The organism is Jejuia pallidilutea (assembly GCF_002973595.1).
Taxonomy (GTDB): Bacteria; Bacteroidota; Bacteroidia; order Flavobacteriales; family Flavobacteriaceae; genus Jejuia; species Jejuia pallidilutea.
Genome location: NZ_PVEO01000001.1, coordinates 228,837 through 254,785, shown reverse-complemented (window position 1 = coordinate 254,785; position 25,949 = coordinate 228,837). Strand labels below are relative to the sequence as shown.

The 25,949-nt window shown below is 35.8% G+C and carries 14 protein-coding genes; 8 read left to right on the top strand and 6 right to left on the bottom strand.

Annotated features, from left to right (window positions below; all coding sequences use genetic code 11):
* The 5 genes from CLV33_RS01140 to CLV33_RS01120 all read right to left on the bottom strand — a co-directional run bounded on the left by CLV33_RS01140 (position 1) and on the right by CLV33_RS01120 (position 10,803).
* On the bottom strand, positions 1–3,321 hold the full coding sequence (locus CLV33_RS01140) for an alpha-amylase family glycosyl hydrolase (RefSeq protein ID WP_105472350.1): 3,321 nt from the start codon (positions 3,319–3,321) through the stop codon (positions 1–3).
* A gap of 71 nt (positions 3,322–3,392) precedes the next feature.
* Positions 3,393–5,069 carry a SusE domain-containing protein gene (locus tag CLV33_RS01135; RefSeq protein ID WP_105472349.1) on the bottom strand — a complete coding sequence of 559 codons (1,677 nt, stop codon included), beginning with the start codon at positions 5,067–5,069 and terminating at the stop codon, positions 3,393–3,395.
* Positions 5,070–5,093: 24 nt separating this feature from the next.
* A complete protein-coding gene (locus CLV33_RS01130) occupies positions 5,094–6,227 on the bottom strand; it encodes a SusE domain-containing protein (protein WP_105472348.1) in 1,134 nt (377 codons plus the stop codon).
* Positions 6,228–6,245: 18 nt separating this feature from the next.
* Positions 6,246–7,847 carry a RagB/SusD family nutrient uptake outer membrane protein gene (locus tag CLV33_RS01125; protein ID WP_105472347.1) on the bottom strand — a complete coding sequence of 534 codons (1,602 nt, stop codon included), beginning with the start codon at positions 7,845–7,847 and terminating at the stop codon, positions 6,246–6,248.
* Between the two features lie 10 nt (positions 7,848–7,857).
* Positions 7,858–10,803: a SusC/RagA family TonB-linked outer membrane protein gene (locus tag CLV33_RS01120; protein WP_105472346.1), complete on the bottom strand. Its 2,946-nt coding sequence runs from the start codon at positions 10,801–10,803 to the stop codon at positions 7,858–7,860.
* Between the two features lie 248 nt (positions 10,804–11,051).
* Here CLV33_RS01120 and CLV33_RS01115 point away from each other — a divergent pair, with 248 nt between their 5' ends.
* The 8 genes from CLV33_RS01115 to CLV33_RS01080 all read left to right on the top strand — a co-directional run bounded on the left by CLV33_RS01115 (position 11,052) and on the right by CLV33_RS01080 (position 24,624).
* Positions 11,052–12,125, top strand: a complete 1,074-nt coding sequence (locus CLV33_RS01115; protein WP_042243163.1) for a LacI family DNA-binding transcriptional regulator — start codon at positions 11,052–11,054, stop codon at positions 12,123–12,125.
* 164 nt (positions 12,126–12,289) lie between these two features.
* A complete protein-coding gene (locus CLV33_RS01110) occupies positions 12,290–13,648 on the top strand; it encodes an MFS transporter (protein ID WP_105472345.1) in 1,359 nt (452 codons plus the stop codon).
* A gap of 41 nt (positions 13,649–13,689) precedes the next feature.
* A complete protein-coding gene (gene pgmB, locus CLV33_RS01105) occupies positions 13,690–14,361 on the top strand; it encodes a beta-phosphoglucomutase (RefSeq protein ID WP_105472344.1) in 672 nt (223 codons plus the stop codon).
* Between the two features lie 140 nt (positions 14,362–14,501).
* Positions 14,502–16,811 (top strand): glycoside hydrolase family 65 protein, encoded by a 2,310-nt coding sequence (locus CLV33_RS01100; protein WP_105472343.1) that lies wholly within the window; start codon positions 14,502–14,504, stop codon positions 16,809–16,811.
* A 29-nt stretch (positions 16,812–16,840) separates the two neighbouring features.
* Positions 16,841–18,958: a glycoside hydrolase family 97 protein gene (locus tag CLV33_RS01095; RefSeq protein WP_105472342.1), complete on the top strand. Its 2,118-nt coding sequence runs from the start codon at positions 16,841–16,843 to the stop codon at positions 18,956–18,958.
* Between the two features lie 12 nt (positions 18,959–18,970).
* The gene (locus CLV33_RS01090) at positions 18,971–20,950 is read left to right on the top strand and encodes a glycoside hydrolase family 13 protein (RefSeq protein WP_394340394.1); all 1,980 of its coding nucleotides are present in this window, start codon (positions 18,971–18,973) and stop codon (positions 20,948–20,950) included.
* Between the two features lie 48 nt (positions 20,951–20,998).
* Positions 20,999–22,876 carry an alpha-amylase family glycosyl hydrolase gene (locus CLV33_RS01085; protein WP_042243171.1) on the top strand — a complete coding sequence of 626 codons (1,878 nt, stop codon included), beginning with the start codon at positions 20,999–21,001 and terminating at the stop codon, positions 22,874–22,876.
* Positions 22,877–22,962: 86 nt separating this feature from the next.
* Positions 22,963–24,624: an alpha-amylase family glycosyl hydrolase gene (locus CLV33_RS01080; RefSeq protein ID WP_105472341.1), complete on the top strand. Its 1,662-nt coding sequence runs from the start codon at positions 22,963–22,965 to the stop codon at positions 24,622–24,624.
* A 3-nt stretch (positions 24,625–24,627) separates the two neighbouring features.
* Here the strand turns inward: CLV33_RS01080 and CLV33_RS01075 are convergent, their stop codons facing one another.
* Positions 24,628–25,938 (bottom strand): Kelch repeat-containing protein, encoded by a 1,311-nt coding sequence (locus CLV33_RS01075; RefSeq protein ID WP_105472340.1) that lies wholly within the window; start codon positions 25,936–25,938, stop codon positions 24,628–24,630.
* Positions 25,939–25,949 lie beyond the last annotated feature (11 nt).

Sequence of the window (25,949 nt, the reverse complement as noted above, 5' to 3'; positions counted from 1 at the left end):
TTAATTTTTAATAATTTTAAAACTCTTACTACTTGTTTCTGTGGCTACTCTTAAGATATAAATGCCTTTAGAAAAGCTTGATGTGTTAATTCGTAAACTACGATTATTGGTGTTTGTTTTAAACACCCTATTTCCTAAAACTGTATAAATCTCTACGGCAATATGTGTTGTGTTTTGTTCACCTAAATACACGTTTAGTTCGTTTGTAATAGGATTGGGAAACGCAGAAACACCTTCGCCATAAAAGATTGTTTCTTCGTAACTACCTTGGCAATCTTTATCAGTTTTAACACTAATTTTATTTTCTCCAAATTGTAGAGGTAATTCTAAGGTAGATGAAGATGTTATAGTTGTAACACCATTTAGGGTTACGGCATAGGAATTGCTACCATTAAGATTTAAGGTTACTGTATTTTTGGTTTCAATAACTTTTGATGTTACCGATAAATCTTCAGGTTCGTTAATGGTGATGTTGAAACATTGCTCATAATCAGCTTGCCCTTCAACAGTAATACAAACGCGGTAATCTCCTGCTTGTAAATCAGATTTAATAAACGAGGTAGTAAAAGCTTCAGAGGCATTTACGCCATTACCAGTAATGGCTACAGTGTAATTTAGGTTTTTTTGTGCGGTAATATCAATAATGCCATTATTGCTACTTCTACAAGTTTCGCTAGCTACTTGCAATCTAAAATTGTTAATTGGTAGCACAAAAACTTCGCAGCCATTGGCATCTACAGTTGCGCCAAGAGGTGTGTCGTTGCACAAGTCTTCAGTATTAACAACACCATCACTGTCTAAATCCTCTGGATCTATAACGGGTTGTGTGCCGTAAACGCGATATTCGCCTGGAGCCAAGGTTATAGACGACGCTACATTTGTAACCTCCAATGGTGTGTTGTTATCCAATAAACTGTACCAAGTTCCAGTGCTAGAAAAGTTAGGCACAACGGTTTTATTAACCATATCAAAATTAGCGATAACCGTTACATCAAAGTTTCCGGTGTTATCATTTAAGTTGATGCGTTTTACTAAACCATTTAAACTATATGAAAAATCATCGGTATTAAATGTTGAAGGGTATTCTGTTTTCAACATTATCATTTTAGATGTTACTTCGTAAAGGTCTAACCTGTCTGGGTCTTCATCATAATTTAAAGTCCACGCTACTGGTTTTCTATCTAACCTACAGTTGCCATTGGTAATATCATTTTCACAATTTATACTTTTATCATAGCCTAGTTCTCCAAATTGCCAAAGCATTTTAGGTCCTGGTACACTATAAAATATAGCAGTTGCAGCTTCAATACGGTCTAGAGCGGTTTGAAAATCTTTGGTGTTATGCTCTGCATTGGCATTACCGTTATTAAGGTTTCTTACCATTAAGCGCTCTTCGTCATGACTTTCCATATAGCCAACAACGTGCGGATTATTCCAATTTCTTTCGGTGTAAGATAACCAAGATACATCTGCGTTTGAAGCAAACCCCATAGTATTTTGATTAAAATTATGGTTGAGGTTGCCCCAAAGCATAAAGCCATAATTTGCTAAAATTGTTTCTTCGGAATTGTCTCCTAAGTGTTCTAATATTAGATAGGCGTCGTTTGAAACATTGTCCCAAATAAAATCGGCATAATCTTCTAAAATAGCAACTCGTGAGGCATCAAAATTACTCCAAGCACCAACATTATCTGGGTTGTTGGTTTGTGTAAAACCTTTAGATAGGTCGAATCTAAAACCATCAACTTTAAATTCTTCTATCCAATACTTCAAGGTTTGTTTTACATAGGTTTTAGTATACTGGCTTTCGTGGTTAAAATCGTAGCCTACATTAAAAGGATGTTTTGCATCTGGGTTTAGCCATGGGTTCTCTGGTGAAGGCTTAAAGTTGGCGCTATCCCAATAAAGTTGTGCTAATGGGCTTTGGCTAAAAGCATGGTTGTATACCACATCGATAATTACGGCAATACCTCTTTGATGACAGGCGTCTACAAATGCTTTGAAATGATTTTGCGTACCATAATACTTATCTAATGCGCCATGAAATGATGGGTTATATCCCCAACTGTCGTTGCCTTCAAATTCATTAACAGGCATTAACTCTATTGCGTTTATACCTAAGTTTTCTAGATAGTCTAAATGCGTCATTGCAGCTAAGAATGAATCTTCTTCGGTAAAATCACGAATCAACATTTCGTATACAACAAGATTATCTTTAGCGGGTTTTGAAAATGAGTTAACCTGCCAATTATAAGCTGTTTCGTTAATTTGAAAGGTTGAAACATTTCCTGATGTTTTTCCAGAAGGATATGCCATTAAATTAGGATAGGTAGTTTCTGGTATAAATTTATCGTTATTGGGGTCGAGTATTTTTTTAGAGTACGGATCTGCAACTCTTAAACTGTAATCTACATAATATTGGTAAGCATATTCCGTGTCAGGATCTAGTCCGTTTAACGTTATCCAAAATGTATCATCATCTTTTTTCATTTGATACATTGGGCTTAGTTCCCAATTATTAAAACTTCCTATAAGAAAAACATCCGATTTTAAAGGGGCTTGAAGTACAAAAGTAACAGAGCCATCATTGTTTTTATTAAGACCGTTTTCTAACCCTGTTGGTAAAGTTTCGTTTAGGGTAGGTGTTTTTACGTAAATTGAAATAGTTTCTTCTTTCGTCTCGGTGCCTTGAGTTGCTGTTGCATTTATGGTAAAAGCGCCTGTACTGGTAAAGGTATATGAAGAAGATATGTCTGTGCTTGCAGTTTGCGTAGCTATGGATACATTATTTACTTTTAATTCTAAATTGGCTGAAGCACTAGATGCTGCCGAAATTGTAATATTATCATTCAATTCAAAAACATCGTTGTTTGCAGGGTTTGTAAGTGTAACATTAAGTCCAGCTTCAAAAATTTCAATAAAAATATCTGGTCTGGATTGTTGGCTGCCATCTTCACTTCTAAAAACAATGGCAATATCTGTAACGGTTTCCCCAGTACCTACGTTATAAAATGAGTTAATATCTGGAGTTATTACAAGTTCGTAGATATTTGTAGTAATTCTGGTTAAATTAGGTTGTGTGGTGTTATTTCCCCAAGAACCAATAACATGTTTCCAGTCTGTATTGCTAGTAGATGCAGAGGTTAATACACCTGTGTGGGCATAAACATCGCCAGTGTAGTTTTCCAACTCCGAGCCTGTTGCATCAAAAGTAATTGTAAGTGCGTTTGTAGCCGTTGGTATAGCGGGAACGGTAGAAACCGATTGTGCATAAACAAAGGGTACAGCTAATAAAAGGAGTAATAATAATTTATTTTTCATGCCTTTTTGGGTTTAATTAAAAAAGGCTGTACAATAATTGACACAGCCTTTTTAAACACTTTCACTTAAACTTAATTTTTAGTGTACGTTGGATTTGCAGGGTCTGAGAAATCTAATACAAACGAGTATGTTCCAGCAGTAGTAACTATATTAGCTCCTCCAGGTTCTAAGGTACCATCACCGCCATTATCACCATAGTCTACATCCCAAGCATTGTTGGCTCTAAACTTGTATTCACCATCAATAAGTGTTACATCATTTAAAATCCAAATATCATCAAATGGGCGAGACCAATCTCTAGTAAATTGTGCATCTGGGGTTGCGCCCCAATCGTTATAAGCACCTCCAACAAGTCCCCATACATAATCAATAGGTTCTAAAGTGTATGTTAAATCGTTAAGGTTAACTGTAGCGATATAGATACCTGCAGTTACAACAATATTTGCACCAGCAGCATCGAGTGTGCCATCATTTCCATCGTCTCCCCAGTTGGTGCCCCAATCGTTGTTCAATCTAAACTTCATTTCACCATCAATTAGGGTAACTATGCCTCTAAATACATCAGAATATTGATCGTATTCTAACATAAAATCTGGAGTAGCGCCCCACTCATTATATGCCCCACCTACAATACCTAAAGAGAAAGGTTCTATAGTATAGGTTAAATCGTTTAGGTTCATGGTTATTTTGTAAGAACCAGCTGTAACTGCAATATTGGCGCCATCTTGTTCTAGGGTGCCGTCTGCTCCATTGTCACCATAGTTGTTATCCCAAGCCATGTTTTCTCTAAACTTAATTTCACCATCTATTAGGTTAACATAAGCTACTAAAACGCCATCCGTATCGGTTTTAAAGAATGGTAAATCTGGAGTAGCACCCCAATCGTTAGCGGCAGAACCTATAATACCCCAAGTTGTAGATAGGTCTAAGGCAGTTGCATAAGTAGTAACCGAAATAGTTATGGCTTCTGTAGTTCTTTCTAAAACTGTACCCGAGGCATTGTCAACAATAGTTGCTACTACGCGAATATCAATATCTCCTGTTGTATCTGCCTCAATACCGCTTTGAATAGCTGCTGCGTTTAATTGTGCATTTGTCCACGAAACGGTATTGGTGTTTGTTACCTCGGTAGCTTTAACAGGTGCTGCAAAATCAGTGCCTGCAAGCGCAACTTCAATGGTATAAGTAATATCCATATTTAGCGAAGACTCTAAAATAGGGTCGTTCCATTCTACTGTAGTGGCAACCATATCATTGTTATCTATAGATAACGCAAAACTATCTCCGTTGCTTGGGCTCGTTATTTCTGGTGCATTTACAGGATAGGTAGTGGCTAGTATTAGAATGCTATTACTTATTTGATTACCAGCTAACACTCGCATATATACTGGAATATCTTTAAACTGGGTATTACCAGTAGATGTAAGTGCATTATTAAATTCTGAAACAGACATGGAAAAGTTATTAGCTTCAGTAGTGCCTAATGTTATTGTAGACGTAAAATCTATATCATTAGCCATTTCTACAGTGTATGAGGAACTACCTGTAACTTCATCGTTCCACGAAATGGTGAATGCAGGATTGTCTGGTAATGCAAAATTTAAAAATACGGTACTAATACCAGGTGTATTCAATACAAAGGCTGCATCAGGTGTCGTTATATTTAAGGTTTCTTCTGTCTCACAAGAGGTAAACATTATTGTTACCGCTAAAAACAGAAAACCTATTTTATTTATAATTGATTTCATTTGTCTTAAATTATTAAGTTAGTCTTATAAGTTTAATGGTATAAGTATGTAACGTCCTGTTAAGGTATTAAACCATACATCATAGTCGTCTTCTACAATTACAGGAATAGACGCTCCACCATTAGTGGCTACACCAGAGAAACTTGAATCAGATCCCCAAGTAGCACCCGTGTCAGTTAAAAAAGAAACTTCTCCAGGGGTTAGGCGAATACCGGCAGCATACCAAATGTGGCCATCAAAACTTAATTGTGTCATTGCTGTTGTTGCAACGCTAGATCCTTGAATGCTCATGCCTGAGAACGTAGTTGCTCCTGAAGCATCATAAGGTGTCATAGTGTACTTTTTAGTAGAAAAGTTAATGGTGAATTGATAGTACCCATCAGAAGGGACTCCAAAACGGCCAGGGTCGTTAGATTGAGTAGTTGGATTACCCGCAATATCGCCTTCGGTTTTTATCACATCATCACCTTCGTTATCGGTAACACCCCACTGTGGCTGCCAAAGTCCTCTAGATTCAAGAACCTTAAATCTACCATCGTTAAAGTCGCCTCCACCTTTTGTGAAAAAGCCAGTATAATAATAGAGGTTTGGATTATCAGCATCTCTAAATAAAGGTGGGTTGTTAGCGTTGTTATCCCACCCAGGAGCGGTACCATTACCAACTAAATAATAATCTTTAAATACATAATTGTAGTACGGGTATACATCAAACTGTAAAGTATTTGACGTAATAGGTTCGCTTTGTTGTGTGCCTAAGGAAGCTGTTACTCTAGTGTAAAGCGTGCCCCATTCAAAAGGGTTCAACCCAGCGTTACCAGCTGCAGAATTTACTTCTCCTACAGACAAAGTAATGTCGTTTCTACCAGTAACACTTGTAGCGGTAACGGGAGCCGTAAAAGCTTCATCCATTGAAAATTGTATTGCATAATTTACCGCTGTTGGTTGTCCATAATCCGACTCAGACCAGTTTAAAGCTATTGCAGGATTTCCTGTATTAGCAGCATCTAGCTCTATTTGAGTAATTTGCAAATCTGCTAAAACCGGTGCGTTTGGTGCCGTTATTGTAAATGTATCAGAGTTATCATCGCACGAACTTAGGAATAGTAGAACTAACCCAATTATGCTAAAAGCTGATAGTTGTTTTAAAGTTTTCATCATCTTGTTTTTATTTAGTTTTTAGTATCCTGGGTTTTGCGTTAAATTTGGATTTGCCGCCATACTTCCTACTGGAATAGGATATAGGTTAAAATGTGCTGGTATAGCAATACCATTACTTCCGTTACCTTTCCAAGCCCAGTTATAATTTCCTCCTGTAAATCGGCCATATCTAATTAAATCTTGTCTTCTATGTGCCTCCCAGTGTAGTTCGCGAGATCTTTCATCTAAAATAAAATTTAAAGTTAAATCTCCAGAAGAAATAGTGCTAGGGTTGTTTGCTCTAGTTCTTAATGCATTAATATATCCAACAGCAGTAGCTAGGTTCCCTCCACCGCCTCTTAGGTGTGCTTCTGCATACATTAGGTATACGTCTGCAAGTCTGAAAAGTGGGAAATCTGTATCTACAAAAGTTTTGTCGGCTCCTAATTGTCCAGTTGAAGTAGCGTTAGAGTACTTTTGAATAATATACCCTGTGTCTTTATCTGAAATATCTGGAATATCAATAGGTCTTTCGGCTGAAATTATGGTGTTTCTATCGTCATCAGCAAATGCAGGTCCCCAAAGATTTGAAAACTCTCTTCTTACTCTAAGCGCACCGCCCCAACCTTCGGTTCCTACACCAACTTCGTCGCCATTTTTTTCTATACTACCAACAGAACCATTAACCATAACTGTAGTAGGGCCGTAGTTTTGTGTAGTTACACCATCAGACACTATTGGGAAAATAATTTCGTTTGTTGCAGAATTGGTATTATTATCTGCCATGAAGTTATGCAAATAGCTATCTGCCAATTCAAAGCCACCAGCAATTATTTTTTCGCAATATGTAATACACTCGCCGTAGTGAGCTTCGTTAATATAAACTTCGGCATTCAAATAAATTTTAGCTAAAATCATTTGTGCTACAGCTCTATCTGCTCTACCATATTCGTTTTGTCTAGCTGCAACTAAATCATCTTCAATATCTAATAATTCAGATTCTACGTAAGAGAATAGTTGGGTTCTATCGTAAACTTCAGGTTGTGCGTTTATGGGGGTATTTTCGTCTGCGAAATTGGCTTTACCAAACAAGTCCATCATATAGTAATATGCCATAGCTCTCATTAATCTTGCTTCGGCTCTGTACACTGTTATATCGGCTCTTGTATCTTCAGAAACATTTCTGGAATCTAGTTTCGCCTCAGTAGTTTCACGTAAAAAGTTATTTGCTAAAGCAACCGATAGGTGTGCTCTACTAAACATACCCAATAATAAAGGGTTTTGTGCTGTCCAGATATTTCGCTGGATTTCTCTAGTTCCTGGGTCGTTTTCGTAAGACCAAATCATTTGGTCTGCAGAAAGGGTTTGGGTGTACAACAATACACGTCCAAATTGGCTAGTACCAGCATCAATGTTCTTTAAGTTAGAACTTTCAGGGCCATCTGTACCTGTTAATGCTAAGTTTGCATAAATACCACCTAATACTTGTTTGTAAGCCGCTTCATCTTCAAAAAGATTTTCACTTAAAACAGTTTGATCGTCGTTTGGTGTAATATTCAAATCATCGGTACACGATACGAGTGTTACGATAAAAATGCAAATCACTCCAATAGTTTTGTACATTTTAAATTTTGTTTTCATAGTTGTTTTTTTAAAATTTAATGTTAGCGCCTACCAATACGGTTCTTGGTCTTGGATATACTACATTATCTATACCTAATGTTAATGTAAGGTCTGAGTCGTTATCTGTTACTTCAGGATCTAAACCACTGTAGTTTGTAATAGTAAATACGTTTTGAACACCACCCCACACTCTAACACTTTTTAGTGTTTTTGATATGTTGTTAAAGGTGTATCCAAGAGTGATGTTATCCATTCTTAAAAACGATGCATTTTCAACATAAATATCTGAAATTATAACATCAGCAGTTCTTTGGAAATCAGTATCTAATACACTTGTTGGGATGTTACCAAGTACAGCGTTATCCAATAACAATTCATATTGTGCTCTAGATGATTGCACGTTGTTGTACACATAATTGCCAAGATTTGCTCTTAGGTTAAACGCAAAATCGAAATTTTTGTAAAATACATTAGACTGGAAACCAAAAATAGCATTAGCTCCGGGGTTTTCCTTTACATAACGGTCGTTATCATTTATAACATTATCACCATTTAAGTCTGCATAAGCGCCTTCGATTGGATTTCCGTTAGTATCATATAGTTGTTTAAACACATAAAATGAATTTGGTGCTTCGCCTTCTCTATGAATTTGGATGTTGTTTCCTGTACCGCCGCTAATGCCACCTGTTCTTACATCTTGCCCTAATGCCAATTCTTTCATTTCCCTGTCTAGCAATGTTGCGTTAAAGTTGAAATCTACTTTCCAATCATCATTTTTAATAACATCTGTATTAACAGAAAATTCTAAACCTTGAATTTGTAATTCTCCAATATTTTGAATGATACTGTTTGAAAAGTTTGCACCATCAGGTACAGCAGCTGTAAATAATAAATCGGTTGAGTTCTTTTGGAACAAATTTAATGAACCTGAAATTTTATTATTAAACAATCCATAATCTATACCAATTTCCATAGTTGCAGTTTCTTCCCATTTTAAATCTGGATTTATTTCTGAAGCTATTAACGATTGTATAACGTCACTTCCGAATTGGTATTGGGAATTGGCAATACCGCCTCTATAGCGATTCAAGAAAATATCTTTCTCACCAACTGATTGCTGACCAGTAATACCATACCCTAAACGTAATTTTAAGTTTGAAAACGTGTTAGAATCTTTCATAAAATCCTCATCACTAATTGTCCAAGCAAAAGCAGCAGCAGGGAAATTACCCCATTGGTTTTCTTTACTGAAACGAGATGTACCATCGCGTCTGTAAGTTAATGTTAATGCATATTTATCATTTAATGAGAAGTTGGCTCTACCAAAGAAACCTATTAATACTACATCTGGGTCTGCGTAGAAATCATCAACACTTAAAGGATCAGTAATGTTTCTACCATTTTTACCACTATTGGTAAATCTTTGGTATGAATACCCCGCAGTAAAATCTAAACCTAAATTATTTATATCTTTTTTGTAGTTAAGGTATCCATCAAACAATTCGTTGGTTCTTTCTTGGGTGTTTTCTCTAAACTCTCCTTTAAACAATATGTCTTGATCTGTAGTAGCTTGTAACGGGTCTCTAGAATCAAAACCTTTGGCTTCAGTTTTATCGATACCAAGATTTACAACGGCTCTCAATTCTGGTAGGAAATGGAATTTATAATCAAAATTTAAGTTTCCATAAAATCTATTAGCATCTCCTAAGTTGGTTCTTTGCAGCAATTGTGCTACTGGGTTTGTAGTACCATTAGCAATTTGGTTTCCTGTTCTGTGTTGGTAAAAACCACCAAAAGGTGAAGAAGCATCAAACACAGGTTGTGTTGGGTCGTAGCGCATTGCGGCACCAATTTGTCCAGCATCAGCAAAACGGTTGTCCTCAAAAGCAAGATTTGCATTAAGGCTAACTTTTAAATGGTCGTCAAAAAATTTAGGGTTTAGGGCTAAACTTAGGTTTCTTCTTTCAAATTTAGAGGTTTTTAGGGCACCTTCTTGATCAACAACACCAAAAGAAAATCTTGCAGGTAATACTTTAAATAGAGCACCTTGCAACGATATATTATGTTGTGATGATACTGTACTTCTAAAAATTTCGTTTTGCCAATTTGTATTTGCATCACCTAAAAGGCTTTCGTTTATAGTAGTACCGTTAATAGGTTGCGATGCCACTAATTGTCTGTAAGCATCCGCTGAAAATACATCTATAGTATTGGTTACTTCACCAAACATATATTGTGTATCGTAAGTAGCGCTAAATTTAGATTTACCTTTTTTGGTTACAATGATAATAACACCATTTGAAGCTCGAGATCCATAAATGGCTGTAGCCGAAGCATCTTTTAAAACAGAAAACGAATCGATATCATTTGGGTTAATAGAAGATAAAACACCTCTAGAGCCCGTAACACCATCGTTTGATATTGGTAAACCATCTATAATAATTAACGGGTCATTAGAGCCGTTTATGGAAGCCCCACCTCTTATTCTAATTTGAGATCCTGAACCTGGAGCACCACTTGTGTTAACACTAACACCGGCAATACGACCGTTAATAAGGTTTTCTGGAGTTACAATGTTACCTTTGGTAAAACCTTCGGCTGTTATAGCTTCAACCGATCCAGTAGCATCTTTTCTAGTTGTTGTACCATAACCAATTACAACTACCTCTTCTAATAGAGCAGCATCTTCAGCTAATTGTACATTTAAATTCGATTGACCAGAGTAAGTTAATTCTTGAGTAGCATAACCCACATAGGAGAATACAATAATATCTCCATTATTAGCCGCAATCTGGTAGTTTCCATCAAAATCCGTGGTGGTTCCAGTAGTTGTGCCTTTTATAATAACATTAACCCCTGGAAGAGGGATGGAAGTAGATTGTTCCGTTACCGTTCCCTTAACTACATTTTGCCCAAATATAAATACAGGCAAAAGCATCATAAAAAACAGTAATTGTTTAGTCTTTGTTTTCATACAGTTTTGTTAAATTAATGTTCTAATTAGTCAGTTTATATTTTCACTCCTCACATCAAATTTATGTAAAGAAATTGTTAAGAGAGAATTTTTAATTACGAAATATTTAACGAAAACGTTTTCGTGTTGACAACTTTTTAAATATTTTAGCTTAAAATGAGAAAACCGTATATTTCTAGTATAATAAAAAAATATTTTTATTCAAAAAAAGATACCAATAATTCTTATTTTAGGGCTTGTAAAATACTATGAAGAAAAAGATAACATTAAAGCAAATAGCCAAAGAGTTAGATGTCTCTGTTTCAACAGTTTCTAAGGCATTAAGCAATAGCAAAGAAATTAGTGAAGACACCACAAAAAAAATACAAGCATTTGCAAAACTCTACAATTATAAGCCAAATAATATTGCCCTTAGCTTAAAGAACAGAAAAACTAGGACCATTGGTATTTTAATTCCAGAAATTGTACATCATTTTTTCTCTACCGTTATTCGTGGCATAGAGCGTGTTGCAAACCGGCGGGGGTACAATGTAATTGTAGGGCTTTCCAATGAATCGTTCACCAAGGAAATTATTAACATGGAAATGCTTGCCAATGGTAGTATAGATGGCTTTATACTATCCATTTCAAAAGAGACATTATTAAAGCAAGATTATCACCATTTTAATGCTACGATAAATCAAGGTATGCCCATTGTAATGTTTGATAGGGTAGTGAATGAAGTAGATTGCGACAAGGTTATTGTTGATGATTTTAACGGCGCAGTTAAAGCAGTAAAAAAGCTAATTGAAAATAACTGCAAAAATATAGCCCTTATTACTACTATGGATTATGTAAGTGTAGGTAGATTAAGAACTCAAGGCTATTTAGAGGCATTGCAAAATAGCGGTATAGTAGCAGATTCTAATTTAATACTAAAAATTGATGATAGCTTGGATGTTGAAAACAACCTTGAAATTTTAGAAGCCGAAATAGCACAATTTTTTAAGTCGAACCCCAATATTGATGGCGTATTTGCTGTAAACGAATTATATGCGGTTTCTGCAATGAAAGTAGCAAGAAAACTTGGGTTTACTATTCCTGAGGACTTGCAAGTAATAGGGTTTACAGACGGTGTACTTTCTAAGCATGCTACCCCAAGTTTAACCACGGTGAGTCAGCATGGTCAAAAAATGGGAGAACAAGCAGCAAATTTACTTATAGAAAGACTAGAGGCTGAAGATGCTGAAACCGAGATATACTTTACTAATAACGACAGAAAGCGCGATTTTATTAAGGTGGTTATAGAAACCGAAATTATAGAAAGGGAATCTACTAAATAGTTTCGTAGCGCCCTATTGTTTAAACCTCTATATTAGGAAAAACAAAATTCTTTTATATCTTTGAATAGAAATCAAGACTTATATTTTCACTTCTCACATAAGTTTTGATAAGTTATATCTAATTATATCGCTTATCAAATAGTATTAATTTAACATACTATTTAATGGAAAAGCGTAGATTAAGTTTCTGGCAAATCTGGAATATGAGTTTTGGGTTTCTGGGGATTCAAATGGGGTTTGCACTCCAAAATGCCAACGCAAGCAGAATACTTCAAATCTTTGGAGCCGATGTACATGAACTGTCATGGTTTTGGATAATTGCACCGTTAATGGGGTTAATTGTTCAACCAATAATTGGGCATTACAGTGATAAAACTTGGAGCAGGTTTGGTAGGCGTAAACCTTATTTTTTAGTAGGTGCAATATTAGCATCAATTGGCTTGGTGTTAATGCCACAGGCAGATATTTTTATTGCATTTTTGCCAGCACTTTGGGTTGGTGCGGGAATGCTTATGATTATGGATGCCTCCTTTAACATTGCCATGGAGCCGTTTCGTGCTTTGGTTGGCGATAATCTTAGAACAGACCAACGCACCCTTGGGTTTAGTGTGCAAACTGCATTAATTGGTTTTGGTGCCGTTATTGGGTCTTGGTTGCCTTATGCTTTAACCAACTGGTTTGGTGTTTCAAACGAAACAACTCAAGGCACAGTACCTTTTAATTTAGTACTATCTTTTATCATTGGCGCTATTATTTTAGTAGTTTCAATTTTAATTACAGTTACCACTACTAAAGAATATTCACCAGAAGAGCTGGATAGCTTTGAGGACGACCAACCCGATTTGAATAGTGAACATAAAACAGAAAAAAAATCAAGCCTGCTTGATATTTTTGATGATTTTAAAAAAATGCCAGCAACTATGCGCCAATTAAGTTGGGTGCAGTTTTTTTCGTGGTTTGGACTTTTTGGTATGTGGGTATTTGCAACACCTGCCATCGCACAACATATTTATGGATTGCCGCATACCGATAGTAGCAGCGGCACTTACCAAGACGCTGGAGATTGGGTAGGTATTTTATTTGGTGTCTACAATTTAATCTCTGCATTTTATGCGTTTGCATTGCCGTACATAGCAAAAAAAATAGGACGTAAGAAAACACATTCTATTTCGCTAATAATAGGAGGTTTAGGGCTGTTATCCATTTATATTATGCCAGATAAAAATTGGCTTATTCTTTCTATGATAGGGGTTGGTATTGCTTGGGCGAGTATTCTTGCAATGCCGTATGCTATATTGGCAGGGTCTATTTCACCAAAGAAAATGGGAGTGTATATGGGAATTTTTAATTTCTTCATTGTAATTCCGCAAATAATTAATGCCTTAATTGGTGGGCCACTTGTAAAGTATGCTTATGGCAATCATGCCATATTTGCTTTAGTAATGAGTGGTGTTAGTTTTTTAATAGCAGCATCATTAGTCTACAAGGTTAAGGATGTTGATGATGTAGTTCAAATAAAATAATAACAAAAAATCCCTTCTTTCTGTAGAAGGTTAGTGAGATGATGAATAAAATAGGAGTCATATTCGATTTAGATGGTGTTATTGTAGACACTGCTAAATATCATTTTTTAGCGTGGAAAGACCTCGCAGACCATTTGGGTTTTGAGTTTACCGAAGCCCATAACGAGTTGTTAAAAGGCGTAAGTAGAGTAAGATCGTTAGAAATTTTACTAGATATTGGCAATATTGAGCTTTCCGAAGAAAAAAAGCAAGAGTATCTTGTTAGTAAAAACGATCATTATTTGGAGTATATCTACAAAATGGGTCCAGAAGAAATTCTACCAGGTGCAAACGAGCTTTTAAATACCTTAGATGCTTTAGGTATTCCTTATGTTTTGGGTTCTGCAAGTAAAAATGCACCCTTAATCTTAAAACAGGTAGGGCTTTTTAATAGGTTTGCAGGTATAGTAGATGGCAACAGTGTATCTAAAGCAAAACCAGATCCAGAAGTGTTTTTAATTGGCGCGCAAAAATTACATCTACTACCAGAACAATGTGTGGTTTTTGAAGATGCCATTGCTGGTGTAGAAGCTGCAAATAGGGCACATATGATATCTGTAGGCATTGGAGATGCTAAAACACTTCACGAAGCCGATTTTAATTTTAATAGTTTAACAGAAATCCCTGATAATTTCATTGAAATGTTAATGAGAAAAACAGCGGAAATACAATAGCAACAATAAAGTAGGTCTCAAGTTTTAGCTTAGTGCAATTTTACTTTATTCGTTTTAATAAATAATAATAATCGAGAAATAGAAGCTTAGAAGGTTAAGCAAGACTAACTAAAATCTATTCTCTGTAATCTTAAAAAACAATGAACCAAGATTATATAAAACCAGATAATTGGTCCATCATAGAAGAAGGTTTTTATGCAGAACGCGTAAAGTCTTCCGAGAGTTTATTCAGTATTGGTAATGGTGCCATGGGGCAGCGTGCCAATTTTGAAGAGCATTATTCTGGCGATACCTTTCAAGGAAGTTATATCGCTGGTGTGTATTATCCAGATAAAACCAGAGTAGGTTGGTGGAAAAACGGATATCCAGAATATTTTGCCAAAGTACTAAATGCACCAAACTGGATAGGTATTAATGTATTAATAAATGGCCAGCAATTAGACTTAAACACTTGCAAATCTGTTGATGACTTTAAGAGGGAGTTGAACATGAAAGAAGGCTGGTTGTCTAGAACTTTTAAAGCAACACTGCCTAACGATGTAAAAATTAAAGTAGCGGTAAAACGCTTTTTAAGTTTAGATTTAGATGAGGTTGGCGCCATTAATTACGAAGTAACGCCTTTAAATACAGATGCTGAAATTATATTTCAACCTTATATAGATGCAAGTATTACCAACGAAGATACTAATTGGGACGACAAGTTTTGGGATGCCACAAGTGTTAACTACGAGGGTCACCAAGCATTTATTGAGGCAAAAACTATGAAAACCAATTTCCATACTTGTACGTTTATGGAGTCTAAGGTTTGCATTAATAACAAAGCTGTTTTTGTAGATCAAAACATCGAAAACACCGCAAACTACGTGTCTTTTAGTTATGCGTATTCGGTTAAAAAAGGCGACACCTACAGCATTCAAAAGTTTGGTGGTTATACGGTAGACAGAAATCACAACGCAAATGCATTGGTTAAGGCTGCAAAACATGCTTTAAAAAAAGCGACTAAAAAAGGGTTTTCCCAAATGCTTGAAGACCAAAAGAAAGCTTGGTTAAACATATGGGAAATGGCTGATATAACTATTGAAGGCGATGTAAAAGCGCAACAGGGTATTCGCTTTAATATTTTTCAATTAAACCAAACCTATTTAGGTAAAGACTCTAGGTTAAATATAGGGCCCAAAGGTTTTACAGGCGAAAAATATGGCGGCAGCACCTATTGGGATACCGAGGCTTATTGCATTCCGTTTTACATGGCAACAAAAGACCAAAAAGTAGCTAGAGCACTTTTAGAATATCGCTACAATCATTTAGAAAAAGCAATAGAAAACGCCGAAAAACTAGGCTTTACAAATGGCGCAGCGTTATATCCTATGGTAACAATGAATGGTGAAGAATGCCACAACGAATGGGAGATTACCTTCGAGGAAATACATAGAAATGGTGCTATAGCTTATGCTATTTTTAATTACCACCGTTTTACTGGAGACTACAGTTATATTCCAGAAAAAGGGCTAGAAGTATTAATTGCCATTGCACGTTTTTGGCAACAACGCGCTACGTTTTCTACAGATAAAAACAAATATGTAATTTTGGGTGTTACTGGTCCAAATGAATACGAGAATAACGTTAATAATAATTGGTACACTAATTATTTAGCAAAATGGTGTATTGACTATACTGTTGAGAATATTGATAAAATAGCAGCAGAATATCCCGAGGATTTTACCAGAATTATAAATAAGGTTAAATTATCTGATACCGAAATACAAAAGTGGAAAGCGGTAGCTAGCAACATGTATTTTCCTTATTCAGAAAAACACCACGTATATTTACAACAAGATGGGTTTCTAGATAAAGAACTAATAACGGTTGAGAATTTACCAAAATCTGAAAGACCAATAAACCAAAAATGGAGTTGGGATAGAATTTTGCGTTCACCATACATTAAGCAAGCAGATACCTTACAAGGGTTTTACTTTTTTGAAGATAAATTTACGAATGAAGAATTAGAGCGTCATTTTGATTTTTACGAACCATTTACAGTTCACGAAAGTTCACTCTCGCCATGTGTACACAGCATACAAGCTGCAAAACTAAATAGAATGGAGCAGGCTTATACGTTCTATTTAAGAACCTCTAGATTAGATTTAGACGATTACAATTGCGAGGTACACGAAGGGTTGCACATTACATCTATGGCAGGTACCTGGATGAGTATTGTTGAAGGTTTTGGAGGCATGCGCATTAAAGATGGTAAACTATCCTTTATGCCTAAAATTCCTAAACAATGGAAAGGGTATTCCTTTAAAATTAATTTTAGAAATCACATCATAAAAGTAAATGTTACTCAAGAGCAAACTTATTTTGAAATGTTATGTGGTGAGCAATTAGAAATTCTATTTAACAACAAAGCTTTAGTTCTAGAAAGTAATGTATTAAAGGCAGTGAGTTAAAAACAACAACAAATAAAAAATAATAACACATGAAATCTTTTTTCATAGCAAACGTAATTTTTGTATTGTTAATATTCAATTATGGCAATGCCCAAGAATTACAATCCCCAAACGGTACGTTTACCATGCAGTTTTCTTTAGAGGCTAATGGAAAACCTACATACCAATTAACGTACAAGAACCAAGAAGTTATAAAACCAAGCCATTTAGGTTTAGAGTTAAAAGATGATGAAACATCATTATTAAACGACTTTGCAGTTTTAGATACAAGTACATCAACTTTTAATGAAACTTGGCAGCCTGTTTGGGGTGAGGAAAAAGAAATTAGAAACCACTACAATGAATTGGCGGTTACCTTAAATCAAAACGAAACAGATAGAATTATGCGTATTCGTTTCAGGTTATTTGATGATGGTTTAGCCTTTCGTTACGAATTCCCTTCACAAAAAAATCTAGTTTATTTTGTAATAAAAGACGAAAAAACGCAGTTTGCAATGACTGGCGATCACACCGCATTCTGGATTCCAGGGGATTACGATACCCAAGAGTACGATTATACCGAATCTAAATTGTCTGAAATAAATGAAAATTTTGATGCTGCCGTAACCGATAACGCATCGCAAGAACAGTTTTCAAAAACTGGTGTACAAACTGCACTTGTGATGAAAACCAACGATGGGTTGTATATTAATTTACACGAAGCAGCGTTGGTAGATTATTCGTGCATGCACCTTAATTTAGATGAAGCATCTTTGGTGTTTGAGTCGCATTTAACACCAGATGCGCAAGCCAATAAGGGGTATATGCAAGCACCGTGTAATTCGCCTTGGCGAACCATTATAGTTAGTGACGATGCAAGAGATATTTTAGCATCTAAAATGACGCTTAACCTAAACGAACCTTGCGCTATAGAGGATACCTCGTGGATAAAACCCGTAAAGTATATTGGGGTTTGGTGGGAAATGATTACCGGTAAAAGTTCTTGGGCTTATACCGACGAGTTACCAGCTGTTCAACTGGGTGTTACAGACTACTCCAAAGTAAAACCCAACGATACACATGCAGCAAATAATACCAAAGTTAAACGCTATATAGATTTTGCCTCAGAACATGGTTTTGATGGTGTTTTAGTAGAAGGTTGGAATGAAGGTTGGGAAGATTGGTTTGGGAAATCTAAAGATTATGTGTTCGATTTTGTAACACCTTATCCAGATTTTGATGTTGAAGCTATTCACAACTATGCAAAATCTAAAGGGGTAAAAATGATAATGCACCATGAAACCTCAGGTGCCACCAGAAACTACGAGCGCCACATGGATACGGCCTACCAATTTATGAGAGACAACGGCTATAATGCGGTAAAAAGTGGTTATGTTGGGAATATTATACCTAGAGGAGAGCATCATTACAGTCAGTACATTATAAATCATTATCAGTATGCAGTTGAAAAAGCTGCGGATTACAAAATTATGGTAAATGCTCATGAAGCCGTAAGACCAACAGGAATTTGTAGAACCTATCCTAATTTAATTAGTAACGAATCGGCAAGAGGAACAGAGTTTCAGGCCTTTGGTGGTTCTAAACCCAATCATGTTACAATTTTACCCTTTACTAGGCTTATTGGAGGACCAATGGATTATACACCTGGAATTTTTGAAATGGATATTTCGAAGTTAAATCCAAATAACGATTCACATGTTAATAGTACCATTGCAAACCAATTGGCACTGTATGTTACCATGTACAGTCCGTTGCAAATGGCAGCAGATTTACCAGAGCATTACGAACAATTTATGGACGCTTTTCAATTTATAAAAGATGTAGCTATAGACTGGGATAAAAGTATATACCTAGAAGCAGAACCAGGCGATTATATTACCGTAGCACGCAAAGCAAAAGGAAGCGATAATTGGTTTGTTGGTAATGTAAACGGAACCGCACCAAGAACTTCAAACGTAAAACTAGACTTTTTAGAAAATGGTAAAAAATACATGGCCACTATTTATGCAGATGCAAAGGATGCACATTATAAAACTAATCCGCAGGCGTATACCATTAAAACAAAAAAGGTAACTAGCAACACTAAAATATCTCAATTATCTGTTCCGGGAGGTGGGTATGCCATTAGCATAACACCAATTAACTAAAACCTTAAATGTATGAAAGCGAATGTAATGCAGCAAAAGCGATGTAATCGCTATATGTTTATTGTATTAGCATGTGTTTTTGCTTTAAATTTAGCTTGTAAAAACGAAGGCGATATGGCTAAACAAAAAGTTGATACACCAACTAAAGTAATCGAAAAGAACGATATTAATCGTGTAGAACCTTTAAATTGGTGGGTAGGTTTTAAAAACCCAAAACTGCAACTTTTGGTACATCATCCTAATATTTTCCAAACCACTCCTGAGATTTCTTGCCAAGGTGTTTCTATAGAAAAAGTGCATAAAGCCGATAGCCCTAATTACTTATTTATTGATTTAAATATTGCCAAAACTACAACACCTGGAAAATTCAATATTATTTTTAAAAAAGAAGGTGAAGCCGATTTAATTCATACTTATGAATTAAAATCTCGTAAAAAACCTGCTGAAGATTTTAAGGGGTTTACTAGTAGTGATGCTGTTTATTTAATTACCCCAGATAGATTTTCAAACGGAAATCCTAACAACGACATAGTTAATTCCCTAAAAGAAAAGAGTATTGATAGAACTAACGGATATGCAAGACATGGCGGCGATATTGTGGGCATAACTAATCATCTAGATTATATAGACGATATGGGGTTCACCGCGGTTTGGTCTTGCCCGGTATTAACCAACGATATGCCACAGAGTTCTTATCATGGTTATGCAATTACAGATTATTACCAAATAGACCCGCGGTATGGTACTTTAAACGATTACATCAATTTGTCTGAGGCGCTATCTAAAAGAGGCATGAAACTAATCATGGATCAGGTAGCAAACCATTGTGGTATTGCGCATTGGTGGATGAAGGATTTACCATTTAAAGACTGGATTAATCATCAAGAAAATTACGAGAAAAACATAAATAATTGGAATAATAGTAAAAGCATAACTACAAACCATAGGCGCACAACAAATCAAGATATATATGCTTCAAAACGCGATAAAGAAAATATGAGTGTGGGTTGGTTTGTGTCTGTAATGCCAGATTTAAACCAACGTAACCCTTTTATGGCAACTTATACCATTCAAAATAGTATTTGGTGGATTGAAACCGCTAATTTGGGGGGTATTCGTCAAGATACATATCCGTATCCCGATAAGGATTTTATGAGCCAATGGGCTGGTGAAATTATGCACGAGTATCCCAATTTTAGTATAGTTGGAGAAGAGTGGAGCTATAACCCTCTTTTAATCGGCTATTGGCAAACTGGCGCTAATAATAGGGATGGTTACGAATCTAACCTGAAATCGCCCATGGATTTTGCAATGCAGCGTTTTATTGTAGAGGCTTTAAACGAAGAAGAGCAATGGGATACAGGTTTGGTTAAAATGTATGAAGGATTAGCTAACGATTTTTATTATGCCACACCAAAAGATATTATGATTTTTCCAGACAACCATGATATGAGTCGCATTTTTACACAATTGCACGGTAATGTGGTAAATACTAAAATGGCGTTAAGCTATCTGTTAACCTTACCTCGTATTCCGCAAGTGTATTATGGCACAGAGATTTTAATGCACGATTTTGATAATCCAGGAGATCATGGACTAATTAGAAGTGATTTTCCCGGAGGATGGAAGGGAGATAAAGTAAATGCATTTACTGGACAAGGTTTAAAACCAGACCAAAAGCATATGCAGTCTTTTTTAAGAAAGCTATTGAATTATAGAAAAGAAAGTAAAGCCATTCATAATGGAAAAACTATTCATTTTGCTCCAGAAAATGGTGTTTATGTTTTGTTTAGAATTGCAGATGGCGAAACCGTTGTTCATATCTTAAATAAAAACTCAAGCACTGTAAAACTGGATTTATATCGATTTAATGAAATTGGTTTAAACGGTAAAACCTTAAAAAATATAATTACAGGCGAAAATATAAAATGGACCGATAGTATAACCTTAACAGAAAAGGGAAGCATAATATTAACAACAAAGTTTAATTAATATCTACAAATACAGCTTGGTGCATAATTTTAAGACAACCCTTAGTAAATGAAATCAACAAAATATATAGCAATAGTAATAGTAATGATAGGATTAAGTTGCGAGCAGGAAAAAAAACAATTAAAAACAGTTGCAAGTGAAGTAACAACCGCTAAGAAAAAGTATGTAGTCTACCAAGTATTTACGCGTTTGTTTGGAAACACAAATACAGCAAACAAACCGTGGGGTACTATTGAAGAAAATGGCGTTGGGAAATTTAATGATTTTACTAAAAAAGCATTAGCCGAAATTAAAGATTTGGGTGCAAGCCATATTTGGTATACAGGTGTGCCGCATCATGCTGTAATTAAGGATTATACCGCATACGGCATTTCAAACGATGATCCAGATGTGGTTAAAGGTCGCGCTGGTTCTCCCTATGCAGTAAAGGATTATTACAATGTAAACCCAGATTTAGCAGTAAATGTAGAGCAGAGGTTAGAGGAGTTCGAGGCATTAATTAAGCGTACCCACGAAGCAGGTTTAAAGGTGATAATTGATATTGTACCCAATCACGTTGCTAGAAATTATAAAAGTATTTCTAAGCCAAAAGGTGTGAAGGATTTTGGAGAAGACGATGACATATCGTTGGTTTATCATAAAAACAATAATTTTTATTATAATCCCAACGAGGCCTTTAAAGTTCCTGAATGGAAAAATGGCTATTCGCCTCTGGGTGATGAAAAGCATCCTTTAGAAGATGGAGAATTTCCAGAAACACCAGCAAAATGGACAGGAAATGGTTCGCGACAATCGCAACCAGATATGAACGATTGGTACGAAACCGTAAAAGTTAATTATGGTATTTCACCAGATGGAAATAAGGATTTTGATGAACTGCCCGAAGGTTTTGAAAATGAAGCTTACAAAACACACTTCGAGTTTTGGAAAGATAAGGAAGTACCAAATTCATGGATAAAATTTAGGGATATTGCCTTGTTTTGGTTGGATAAGGGGGTTGATGGATTTCGTTATGATATGGCAGAAATGGTGCCTGTAGAGTTTTGGAGTTTTATGAATTCGTCTATAAAAATGAAAAACCCTAACGCTTTTTTATTAGCTGAGGTTTACAATCCTTCACTTTACAGAGATTACATCAAGAAAGGTAAAATGGATTATCTCTACGACAAAGTACAACTGTATGATACTCTAAAACATGTGATGCAAGGGCATGGAAAAACCGATAATATACCTCCAATACTTGAAGAATTAGGCGATATAGAACACCACATGTTGCACTTTTTGGAAAACCATGACGAACAACGAATTTCTAGTCCAGATTTTGCGGGAAACCCAGAGAAAGGAAAACCTGCTATGGTAGTTTCGGCTACCTCTACCACAGCGCCAACCATGATTTATTTTGGACAGGAAGTAGGTGAGGACGGTTCGGAACACGCAGGCTTTGGCGCACCTACAAGAACCTCAATTTTCGATTATGTTGGCGTGCCTGCACACCAACGTTGGGTTAATAATAAACAGTTTGATGGTGGGCAATTAACATCCCAAGAAAAAGAATTAAGAGACTTTTATAAACGACTGTTAAACTTTACCATTACAAGCGAAGCTATGGTTGGTTCCTATGCCGATATTCATCAATATAATAGGGAAAACACAGAGGGTTACAGTGATAAGGTATTGTCTTTTGTACGTTGGAGTGGTAACGAAAAACTCATTATTATCTCAAATTTTGATGATACTAATATTCAAGAATTTAATTTAAAACTTCCGAAGGAAATTATTGAAAAATGGAATTTAAATGCTAAAGATTATGAAGTTGAAGATCAGCTATACCACTCATTCAAATCTACATTAAAAGTTGAAAATGGTCTGGGAAGTATTAAAATAAAATTGAAGGCGCTAGAGTCTTTTATCCTGAAAATCCAATAAAAATTTACGTAGACCTGTCTGGTTTCAAAAACCTATCAGGTCTCTAATAACTAAACATCCTACTAAGGGTTATAAGAACAACACATATGAAATATTTTGTTATCACAATCGCCGTACTTTTATCGTTTGTAAGCTGTAATAAAAAAGAAAAAACAGCTGTTGAGACAAAAACAGAAACTCCATTTGTTTGGGAGGGCGCAAATGTGTATTTTTTGTTAACCGATAGATTTAACAACGCAGATCCTTCCAATGATATTAATTTTAATAGAAACCTAGAAACAGGAAAACTTAGAGGTTTTAAAGGTGGCGATATTAAAGGTGTTACTCAAAAAATTAAAGAGGGTTATTTTACTAAATTAGGTATTAATGCTATTTGGATGACGCCAATAGTAGAACAAATTCACGGCGGAACAGATGAAGGTACAGGTCTTAGTTATGGTTTTCATGGGTATTGGACTAGCGACTGGACGGCTATTGACCCCAATTTTGGTACTAAAGACGATGTAAGGGAATTAGTAGAAGCTGCCCATAATAATGGTATTAGAATTTTATTGGATGCTGTAATTAACCACACAGGCCCCGTAACAGCGCAAGATCCGTTATGGCCAGAAGCCTGGGTACGTACCGAACCTCAATGCGATTACCAATCATACGAAAACACGGTAACTTGTACTTTGGTTAAAAATTTACCAGATATTAAAACTGAAAGCAACGAAGCTGTAGAATTGCCGCCACAACTTGTAAAAAAATGGAAAGCAGAAGGTAGGTATGAGCAAGAAGTAGCAGAGTTAGATGCTTTTTTTAAAAGAACTGGCCACCCAAGAGCACCTCGCTTTTACATCATGAAATGGCTAACCGATTATATAACCGATTTTGGAATTGATGGTTATCGTGTAGATACAGTAAAACATACAGAACTCTATGTTTGGCAAGAATTTAAAGCGCAATGCGACTATGCCTTTGCAGAATTCAAAAAAAATAACCCAGAAAAGGTGTTGGATGATAACGATTTTTATTTGGTTGGAGAGGTTTATAATTACGGCATTTCTGCAGGAAAAGCTTTCGATTTTGGAGATAAAAAAGTAAACTATTTTGATAAAGCATTTAACGGCTTAATAAATTTTGAAGCCAAATGGAATGCCGCCCAAATGCCTTTGGAGGAATTCTTTAATAAATACTCAAATGTTCTAAATTCAGATTTAAAAGGTTACAGCGTTTTAAATTATTTTAGTTCACATGATGATGGTCAACCTTTCGATCCGTCAAGAGTAAAACCATACGAAACGGCTACTAAATTATTGTTATGCCCAGGAGCATCTCAAGTATATTATGGCGATGAATCTGCCCGCTCTTTAATTATTGAAGGCACGCAAGGCGATGCAACATTACGCTCTTTTATGAACTGGGAGGCTATTAAAACCGATGCAAAAACACAAGATGTTTTGCTACATTGGAAAAAACTGGGTCAATTTAGAGCTAAACATCCTGCCATTGGGGCTGGCGTGCACAATATGATAACTAAGGCGCCTTATGTATTTTCTAGAATATTTTCAAAAGACAAATATCAAGACCATGTGGTAATTGGTTTAGAGTTGCCTTTAGGAACAAAAACGATTGATGTTTCTTCTGTATTTTCAAATGGAGAAAGAGTGTATGATGCCTATTCAAATACTTATGCCACTGTAGAACAAGGCGTGGTGGTTTTAAATACACAAACAAAAATTGCATTATTGGAAAGTGCAGACTAAATATTAGTTACTTAAAAGCATAATTGTTTTTTTCTCAAAACCATTAAATGTAATGATAATTTCAGCTTGTTTGGTTGTTGCTGTTTCTAAGTTTTTTACAGCAATTTTTAATGTTTCACCACTTTTTAAAAGTAAGTTGTTATAGCTTTCTTTTAATGTAAAACTATCCTTGTGTTGTCCAGTAATTGATATTGAATTAATAAAAACACCCGTGTTGCCTTTTTGGTTTGCAATACGTACAAACGTACTTTTATTGGGCGCAACATGTACTTTTTTAGGCGTATGTAATTTAGAAGCTTTTAATTTATAGCCTTTGGGTTGGTTTGTGTTATAAACTTCCATGTTTAGTTGTCTGCCTCCTCCACGTGTTGGGGAACCTCCGGCAACATAAATGCCCTTGCCCGAAACTATAGCCTGTGTGCCATGTCTGGGATAGTGCATGTCTGCTTTTTGAGACCATGTTTCAGTTTTAAGATTATAAGCTTCAACCAATTTGTATGCAGGTCCTTTATTTTCCCCTTCACCACCTATAACAAACAATTCATTATTAAATAGTGCAACACATGGTGCAGCTCTAGGGGTAGGCAAGGGGTGGTTTAGGTTTGCCCAAGAATTTGTATTGAAATCATAAACATCAACAGGAGCAATTAATGGTTTAAATACACCACCTTCGCCACCAGAGTGTCTTCCCCCAAGAGCATATAATTTATCTTCCGCTACAATACAGCTAAAATGGTCTCTTGCATTAGGGGCGTTATCTAAAACTGTCCAAGTATTGGTGATTGGGTCGTAAACATCAAACCAATTTACATAACCACCATTATGGCCTTTGGTGTTACCGCCAACTAAATAGAATTTATCGTTGTGTAAAGCTAATCCAGCACCACCACGTCTTCTGTTTTCTGGTATTACTGGGCCTTTTATCCAAGTTTTTGTTGGGGAAAAATAAAGCCATATGTAGTCTGCTGGTATTTCATTTGGAAATGTGTTGGTCTTAAAACTGCCAATTACCCAAACAAAACCTTCGTAAAAGGTGGCCTGAAAATGGTTGAATTCTTTTGGAGCACTACCACCTAGGCTCCAAGTATTCGTTTTATAATCATAAACATCCAATTGTTGTGCTTGTTCGCGTCCACCAAACATAATAAAAGAATTTCCTGCTTGTACAAAAGAACATTCGTGTCGGGCTGTGTAATTTTCGTTTTCATCTAGGTCTATCCACCTAATGTCTTGCGCAAAAACTGTGGTAAAATAACCGCAACAGAACAAGGCAACAACTAAAAATAAAAACAATCTTAAGGGGTAATATGCCATAGTTGGTTTAA

Coding starts and splice junctions, on each gene's coding strand:
- CLV33_RS01140 (WP_105472350.1), bottom strand. CDS start 3,321: ATGAAAAATAAATTATTATTACTCCTTTTATTAGCTGTACCCTTTGTT.
- CLV33_RS01135 (WP_105472349.1), bottom strand. CDS start 5,069: ATGAAATCAATTATAAATAAAATAGGTTTTCTGTTTTTAGCGGTAACA.
- CLV33_RS01130 (WP_105472348.1), bottom strand. CDS start 6,227: ATGATGAAAACTTTAAAACAACTATCAGCTTTTAGCATAATTGGGTTA.
- CLV33_RS01125 (WP_105472347.1), bottom strand. CDS start 7,847: ATGAAAACAAAATTTAAAATGTACAAAACTATTGGAGTGATTTGCATT.
- CLV33_RS01120 (WP_105472346.1), bottom strand. CDS start 10,803: ATGAAAACAAAGACTAAACAATTACTGTTTTTTATGATGCTTTTGCCT.
- CLV33_RS01115 (WP_042243163.1), top strand. CDS start 11,052: ATGAAGAAAAAGATAACATTAAAGCAAATAGCCAAAGAGTTAGATGTC.
- CLV33_RS01110 (WP_105472345.1), top strand. CDS start 12,290: ATGGAAAAGCGTAGATTAAGTTTCTGGCAAATCTGGAATATGAGTTTT.
- pgmB (WP_105472344.1), top strand. CDS start 13,690: ATGAATAAAATAGGAGTCATATTCGATTTAGATGGTGTTATTGTAGAC.
- CLV33_RS01100 (WP_105472343.1), top strand. CDS start 14,502: ATGAACCAAGATTATATAAAACCAGATAATTGGTCCATCATAGAAGAA.
- CLV33_RS01095 (WP_105472342.1), top strand. CDS start 16,841: ATGAAATCTTTTTTCATAGCAAACGTAATTTTTGTATTGTTAATATTC.
- CLV33_RS01090 (WP_394340394.1), top strand. CDS start 18,971: ATGAAAGCGAATGTAATGCAGCAAAAGCGATGTAATCGCTATATGTTT.
- CLV33_RS01085 (WP_042243171.1), top strand. CDS start 20,999: ATGAAATCAACAAAATATATAGCAATAGTAATAGTAATGATAGGATTA.
- CLV33_RS01080 (WP_105472341.1), top strand. CDS start 22,963: ATGAAATATTTTGTTATCACAATCGCCGTACTTTTATCGTTTGTAAGC.
- CLV33_RS01075 (WP_105472340.1), bottom strand. CDS start 25,938: ATGGCATATTACCCCTTAAGATTGTTTTTATTTTTAGTTGTTGCCTTG.